This window comes from Bradyrhizobium sp. 159 (assembly GCF_023073795.1).
In the GTDB taxonomy this organism is placed as follows: Bacteria; Pseudomonadota; Alphaproteobacteria; order Rhizobiales; family Xanthobacteraceae; genus Bradyrhizobium.
The window spans coordinates 1-6,188 of sequence record NZ_JADPKE010000095.1 but is presented as its reverse complement, the minus strand read 5'-3'; the positions used below and the strand labels follow the sequence as shown (position 1 = coordinate 6,188).

The 6,188-nt window shown below is 61.1% G+C and carries 5 protein-coding genes and 2 pseudogenes; 4 read left to right on the top strand and 3 right to left on the bottom strand.

The genetic code is table 11. The features are described 5' to 3' along the window. A pseudogene (locus tag IVA96_RS29815) lies at positions 1 to 98 on the bottom strand (IS3 family transposase); the annotation flags it as partial. Between the two features lie 220 nt (positions 99 to 318). On the opposite strand from IVA96_RS29815, the gene IVA96_RS29810 reads away from it, so the two are divergent. The 4 genes from IVA96_RS29810 to IVA96_RS29795 all read left to right on the top strand — a co-directional run bounded on the left by IVA96_RS29810 (position 319) and on the right by IVA96_RS29795 (position 5,269). After that, positions 319 to 1,785 (top strand): carbohydrate porin, encoded by a 1,467-nt coding sequence (locus IVA96_RS29810; protein WP_247420886.1) that lies wholly within the window; start codon positions 319 to 321, stop codon positions 1,783 to 1,785. Positions 1,786 to 2,193: 408 nt separating this feature from the next. Next, positions 2,194 to 3,465 carry a sulfite dehydrogenase gene (soxC, locus tag IVA96_RS29805; RefSeq protein WP_247420885.1) on the top strand — a complete coding sequence of 424 codons (1,272 nt, stop codon included), beginning with the start codon at positions 2,194 to 2,196 and terminating at the stop codon, positions 3,463 to 3,465. Further along, the gene (locus tag IVA96_RS29800) at positions 3,452 to 3,991 is read left to right on the top strand and encodes a cytochrome c (protein ID WP_247276075.1); all 540 of its coding nucleotides are present in this window, start codon (positions 3,452 to 3,454) and stop codon (positions 3,989 to 3,991) included. Before soxC ends, IVA96_RS29800 begins: the two co-directional genes overlap by 14 nt. Before the next feature lie 444 nt (positions 3,992 to 4,435). Next, on the top strand, positions 4,436 to 5,269 hold the full coding sequence (locus IVA96_RS29795; RefSeq protein WP_346015489.1) for a DUF5996 family protein: 834 nt from the start codon (positions 4,436 to 4,438) through the stop codon (positions 5,267 to 5,269). 83 nt (positions 5,270 to 5,352) lie between these two features. On the opposite strand, the gene IVA96_RS29790 is transcribed toward IVA96_RS29795, so the two are convergent. Beyond that, positions 5,353 to 5,748, bottom strand: a complete 396-nt coding sequence (locus IVA96_RS29790) for a hypothetical protein (protein WP_247276078.1) — start codon at positions 5,746 to 5,748, stop codon at positions 5,353 to 5,355. After that, positions 5,747 to 6,007 (bottom strand): annotated as a pseudogene (locus tag IVA96_RS29785) (ABC transporter substrate-binding protein); the annotation flags it as partial. The pseudogene IVA96_RS29785 and the gene IVA96_RS29790, both read right to left, overlap by 2 nt. Positions 6,008 to 6,188: the final 181 nt, after the last annotated feature.

The window sequence follows — 6,188 nt, the reverse complement described above, 5'->3', positions numbered from 1 at the left end:
CGGACCGCGAGCCTCTCTTCCTGGTAGAGCCGGAACAGTTTCTTGTGGTTGACCAGATAGCCCTCCCGCCTGAGCAGAACATGCAGGCGCCGATAGCCGCCTCCAAAGTTTTAGAGGCGACATCGGTACGCGCTCCGTCTCGCGATGCGAAACGCTCTCAGAGATTTCATCGAGGACGGCGCGCAGCCGTATCGAACGTGAATGCCCCCAAAAAGGGAAAGCCTCACTATAGCGGACTTTTCGCGCCCCGCGATTCAACAATGTTTGCGATTGGGGAGGCCAGTTTTCTGCCCCTTCTTTTTGGAAGACGTTTCGACTGTGGACTCGCCCTCGAAGATCGGGATATTCGTAGGCCCACCGTTGGGATCAGGAACTCGCGTGTCGAGACCCAGGCGAGCCTATAGGCAGGTAGCTCTTTCGATGTCGGTCGTCTTGCTTCTCGCAGCCGGTGCCGCGGCCCAGGAGGACAAGAAGACCGACGACGACAAGCCGGCCGATCCGGACACGGGTGAGAGCACGGTTGAGGAAAAGACGCTCGGCCTACTGCCCAATCCGCTGCAGAAGTACGGTGTGAAGTTCGCGGCCACTTACATCGGCGAGGTGCTTGGGAGTGCTTCCGGCGGCCTGAAGCAGGGCGCCATCTACGAAGGCCGCCTGAACCTCGCCGTGGATGTCGACCTGCAGAAGCTCGTTGGCATCGACAAGCTCACTTTTCACGCCAACATGTTCCAAATTCATGGCGACGGCCTGTCCCGGCGCAATCTTCAGAACTTCTTCGTCGTCAGCGGAATCGAGGCTTTACCGTCCACGCGTCTCTACGAAGCCTATTTCGAGAAGCAATGGGGCGCGAAGAGGGTCTCGCTCAAAGCCGGCCAGCTCGCCGCCGACAGCGAATTCTTCAACACGAAGTACACGGACGTGTTCACCAATGCCTCGATGGGGTGGCCCGCGATCACGTCGCTCGACCTTCCCAGCGGCGGACCATCGCCACCTTTGGCGGCCATGGGCGCAAGACTGCTGGTCAACGTGACCGACCAGCTTTCGCTTCTGGGCGGGATCTTCGACGGCGACCAGGCCGGACCCGGATCCGGCGACCCCCAGGAGCGCAATCGCTACGGCGTTAATTTCCGCGTCAATGGGCCGCCGTTGCTGCTCGGTCAGATCGAGTACGCCTGGAACAACAAGAAGGGCGATCCCAACCTGACCGGCCAGATCAAGTTCGGCGGCTGGCGGCACTGCGGCTCTTTCCCCGATCAACAGCTCGCGTCGAACGGCGTCTCGCTCGCCGCTCCCGGTAGCAGCGGCGAGCCCCTATTGCTGGCAGGAGACTTCGGTGGGTGGGCGGTCTTCGAGCAACAGATCTACCGCGTGCCTCACAGCGACGATCGTGGGATCGGTGTCTTCGCAAGAGCCGCCGGCGCGCCCGCCGATCGCAACCTGATCGATCTCTACGCCGATGCCGGCGTCGAGTTCATCGGGCTTCGCGACGATCGGCCCGACGACAAGTTCGGCATCGCCGCGGGTTATGCTCATGTCTCCAAACGGGCGCAGGCTCTCGACGCGGACTACCGGACGTTGGTCAATCCGAATTGGCCAGTGCGAAGCTTCGAAGGTTTGCTGACGGCCGTTTACCAGTATCAGATCAAGGATGGCTGGACGCTGCAGCCGAATTTCCAATACATCGTCCATCCCGGAGGCGGGGCCGCGCTGCCCGCCGGCGCTCTGGCAGGTAAGTCTCTCAAGAACGCTTCGATCTTCGGCCTCCGAACGACGCTCAAATTCTAGGATGGAGAGATCATGACAAGTCCTCAAAGCTCCATGGCGATGGATGTCAGCTTGACCCGGCGAAGTCTCGGCAGAGCGCTAAAATTGTCGGATGATTGGGGTAAACCGGAAGCGAGCGGCCAAATGTCCGAACGGTGCTTTTGACCCATCTCGGACATCGGGGTCATTGGTTTTGTTTCTGCGACATCCTGGCCAATATGAACGTCTTTTGGATGGAGATGGGATCCTGTAATCTAGAGCTGCTTTTTTTTGAAACGAGACGTGCCGACGTCTCCGTTCGAGGCGAATGGCAGTGAAGAATGCCGTCGGCGGGCATTGCACTCTCAAAAGAACCGACCATTCTTTCTGCCGGTCACTGGCCGAGCACTCGCCGTGCGCACGGGCACCCGAAACGAGGGAGGGCCGCTGATGGTCAAGAAGACACATCCTGAACCAGGCGATCCGGTGGCGGGCAATGGAGTTCTAAGCCGCCGTATCTTTCTTGAAGGCGCGCTCATTGTTGGTGCGACGGGCGCGGGCCTGTCCTGCGGATCGGCAGAACCGCTTACGATGCAGCCATGGATGAAGGTGCCGGGTCCGGGATTTGCGGGCTACGGCCAGCCCTCACCGTTCGAGAGCAAGGTCGTCAAAGTCTTTCCGCCTCCTCCCAATCCGGCCGGTGTCGGCGCATCACGCACGCCGTTGCACCTGCTCGAAGGAATGATCACGCCATCCGGGCTGCATTTCGAGCGTAGCCATTCCGGAATCCCAGAAATCGATCCCGATCAGCATCGGCTGGTGATCCATGGACTTGTGAAGCGGCCGCTTGTGTTTACGGTCGAAGCGCTGTCGCGCTATCCGATGCAATCACGCATCGCCTTCATCGAGTGTGGCGGCAACAGCCAGGCGCTCAACGCGCCTCAGGCGCAGCCGCTCAATGTAGCGGCTATTCACGGCCTGCTGGGTTGCGCGGAATGGACCGGCGTGCGGCTCTCCACGTTGCTCGACGAAGCTGGCATCGAACCTGAGGCGCGCTGGGTGATCGCCGAGGGCGCTGACGCTGCCGCTATGAGCCGCAGCATCCCGCTCACCAAAGCGGTGGATGATGCGCTGCTCTGTCTCTATCAGAACGGCGAGCGAGTGCGGCCTTCGAACGGCTATCCGGTGCGGTTGCTGCTGCCTGGTTTCGAGGGCAACATGAACGTGAAGTGGCTGCGCCGGCTCAAGCTGACTGCCGGCCCCGCCATGACCAAAGACGAAACATCGAAATACACGATCCTGCTCAAGGATGAAAAGGCCTGGCAGTTCGTGTTCCCGATCGAAGTAAAATCCGTCATCACGCGTCCGTCGCCGGGACTCGCGTTGAGGGGACCGGGGTTCTACGAGATTTCCGGGCTGGCCTGGTCGGGCAACGGCAGCATCCGGCAGGTCGACGTGTCGGCTGACGGCGGACGAAGCTGGGCGCCGGCAGCTTTGCAGGGCCCGATCCTACCAAAGGCGCCCGTGCGCTTCCGCGCAGCATGGCAATGGAATGGCGGTCCCGCCGTGCTGCAGAGTCGCGCCACCGACGACACGGGCATGGTGCAGCCAACGCGCGCGCAGTTTGCCGACGAGCGCGGCTTGCGTGGGGTCTACCACTACAACGCCATCGCAAGCTGGCGCATCGACGAGATGGGGGAGGCCAGCAATGTTTACGCTTAAAGCCGTTGCAGTCTGCGTATCTATGCTGACCATTGCACCGGCGGCCGTGGCCCAGGCCCCGCAGTTCGGGCAACCGATCGCGCTCGCCGACATCGCAGCGTGGGACATCAGCATCGGACCGGATGGCGCAGGTCTGCCGCTTGGTCGTGGCACCGCAATCGAGGGCGAAGCCATCTATGTAGCGAAATGTCAGGCCTGTCACGGCGAGAAGGGAATCAGCCCCAGTGTCGCGCTCGCTGGAGCGCTCGCCGGCGGCATGGGCACACTGGCGCCGGGCAAAACACCGATAAAGACGGTGGGAAGTTTCTGGCCCTATGCAACGACGCTGTTCGACTACATCCGCCGCGCCATGCCATTCCAAGAGTCGAAATCGCTCACGGCGGATGAACTCTACGCGGTATCGGCCTATATCCTCAATCTCAACGGGGTCGTCGGGTCGAACGATGTGATCGACGCGCAGTCGCTGCCCAAGGTGAGAATGCCGAACCGGGACGGGTTCATCCCGTTCCCGCGCAATCCGAAGTAGCTCGGGCCGACCTTGGTCCGCTCGGGCCCCTTCGCGACAGTTTGCGCAGGCGGAGACATGTCCGCAGTTGGGGGTAGACCCGAAGTCTCAGGCTGAGGGGCAAACCGGCGCGATTGACCCAAACCGGCCATTTCGCGCGGCGGCCCGGCCCAAAATAGCCTTTGGAAAACGCCCGGATCTCAACGAACTTGGCGACACTGATCCCAGGAGTCTCTCCGACTTGCTGCTTTGTTTTTCGCTGCAAACGCAATGCCTGTCACCTTCAAGGCTCATATGTGAAACAACGATACCAGCGCCTCGTCCGTGCGACCAAACACAAAGGAGGAAACGTTATGAGCGCGATCTGGCCGGAAATCCCCTTCGAGGCATGGTGCGAAACCTGTTCCGCGCTTCATTTGTATTGCCAAGTTGTCGGCAAGTATCGGCTCGCGAGGGACGCCGTGGGTGAACCATTCATGGCACGCGACTTTCTACGTGAATGCTCGCGGGCTCACGACTTCGCTGGTTCCAGACGCCTCTGGTATCGAGATCACCTTCGATCTCTCCCGTCATATCGTGATCGGAGAGGCCTCTGACGGGCACCGGGTTGAAATGGCGCTCGGGCCGATGTCCGTCGCCGACTTTAACGCCCGGTTCTGTGAGTTGGTGGGACGTCTCGGCGGTACACCGGAATTCGACGACCGGCCCAATGAAGTCCCCAATCCGATCCCCTTCCGGGACGACCGCCAGATCCGACCCTATGATGCAGACGCGGCGACGCGGTTCTTCAGGGCCCTGATTGCGATCGACCGTGTGTTTCATCGGTTTCGGACGGGCTTCACCGGAAAGGTCAGTCCGGTCCATCTCTTTTGGGGCAGCTTCGATCTCGCGGTGACGCGCTTCTCCGGACGTCCTGCTCCGCTTCACCCCGGGGGGGTACCGGGTTTACCGGACGAAGTGACGCGCGAGGCCTACAGTGATGAAGTCTCATCCGCCGGCTTCTGGCCGGGCGGAGGCGGCACAGACTTTGCGGCTTTCTACTCCTATGCCTATCCCACTCCGAACGGCTTTGCCGATGAACAGATTTTGCCGACGGCCGCATATTTCGATCCGAAGCTCGGAGAATATCTCCTGGCCTACGACATTGTGACGAAGTCGAGCGATCCCGAGGCGACGCTCATGTCGTTTCTGGAAAGCACCTATCGGGCGGCAGCCGATGTCGGACGCTGGGATCGTGCCGCGCTCGAATGTCCGATTGGTCACCCCCTTCGGCCCCGCCCTCTGGACAGGAAGAGATGAAGTTCGGCGAGCCTTCTCCTTGATCAAGCAGAGCACCTTAAGCGCGACGAAGAGCCATTACGCTGTGCCGGCGGGGCTGCTCGTCAAACGCGAATTTCTGTCGACCATTGGCCCTCAATGGTGGGCGCCGCCCGACTCGGATCTCCCTTGATGTCCGCTTTCAACGCGCCGCTTGCGGTCCAATCGGTCGGATCCACAACCCGAAGAAGAATGCCGCCTAGCAAGGCGCAGAGCGCCGCCACTTGCAACACTGTGCGTAGTGCGCGTTCGAACGCTGCCGTTGCGGCTTCGGTGATGCCGGCTTGTCCGGCCAGTATTGCATTCAGCGCTCCGTTGGCTTGTGCCCGCGGCGCACCGGCTAGATGATACGAAAAGCTGGCGAACAAAACGGCGCCAAGCGCCGCGACTGCAAAGAGACCTGCCACCCGGGCGACCGCGTTGTTGACGCCTGAAACGACCCCGGCGTGGACGTCGCCCACCGAACTGCTTGGCCTGCTGGGTCGACAGCACCGCGTCGTGGCCCCAGTTGACGTTGATCAGCACGTCGGCGCCGGAATTCGCGACGTTCAGAAGATATGAGGAGTAGTCAGGCGCACCGAGCGGCGCCACCTGGTTGGTCACGGTGGTCCAGCCGGCGGTCGCAAGGAAGTCCTGCATCGACTTGGTGACGGTGTGACCGTAGGTGTAGTCCGGCGTGAGATACGAAGCCTTCTTGCCCTTGCCGAACTCCTTGACCAAGTAGACATTCCGACTTCCGCTTCCGGGCCGATTCCGTTGAAAAAGGCCGGCAGTATTTCGTTGTAATAGCTCCGTCGCGACTTGGCCGGAACTGCTCTTACTGACCCTATGCGAGCGTCGGGGTGGGCATCGGGATCAGCTTGGCCATCTTTCGAAGGTTTTGGGCGGTGGCTGCGAGGAT

Excerpts from the sequence above, each read along its gene's own strand:
- soxC (WP_247420885.1), top strand. The coding sequence starts at position 2,194 with ATGGTCAAGAAGACACATCCTGAACCAGGCGATCCGGTGGCGGGCAAT.
- IVA96_RS29800 (WP_247276075.1), top strand. The coding sequence starts at position 3,452 with ATGTTTACGCTTAAAGCCGTTGCAGTCTGCGTATCTATGCTGACCATT.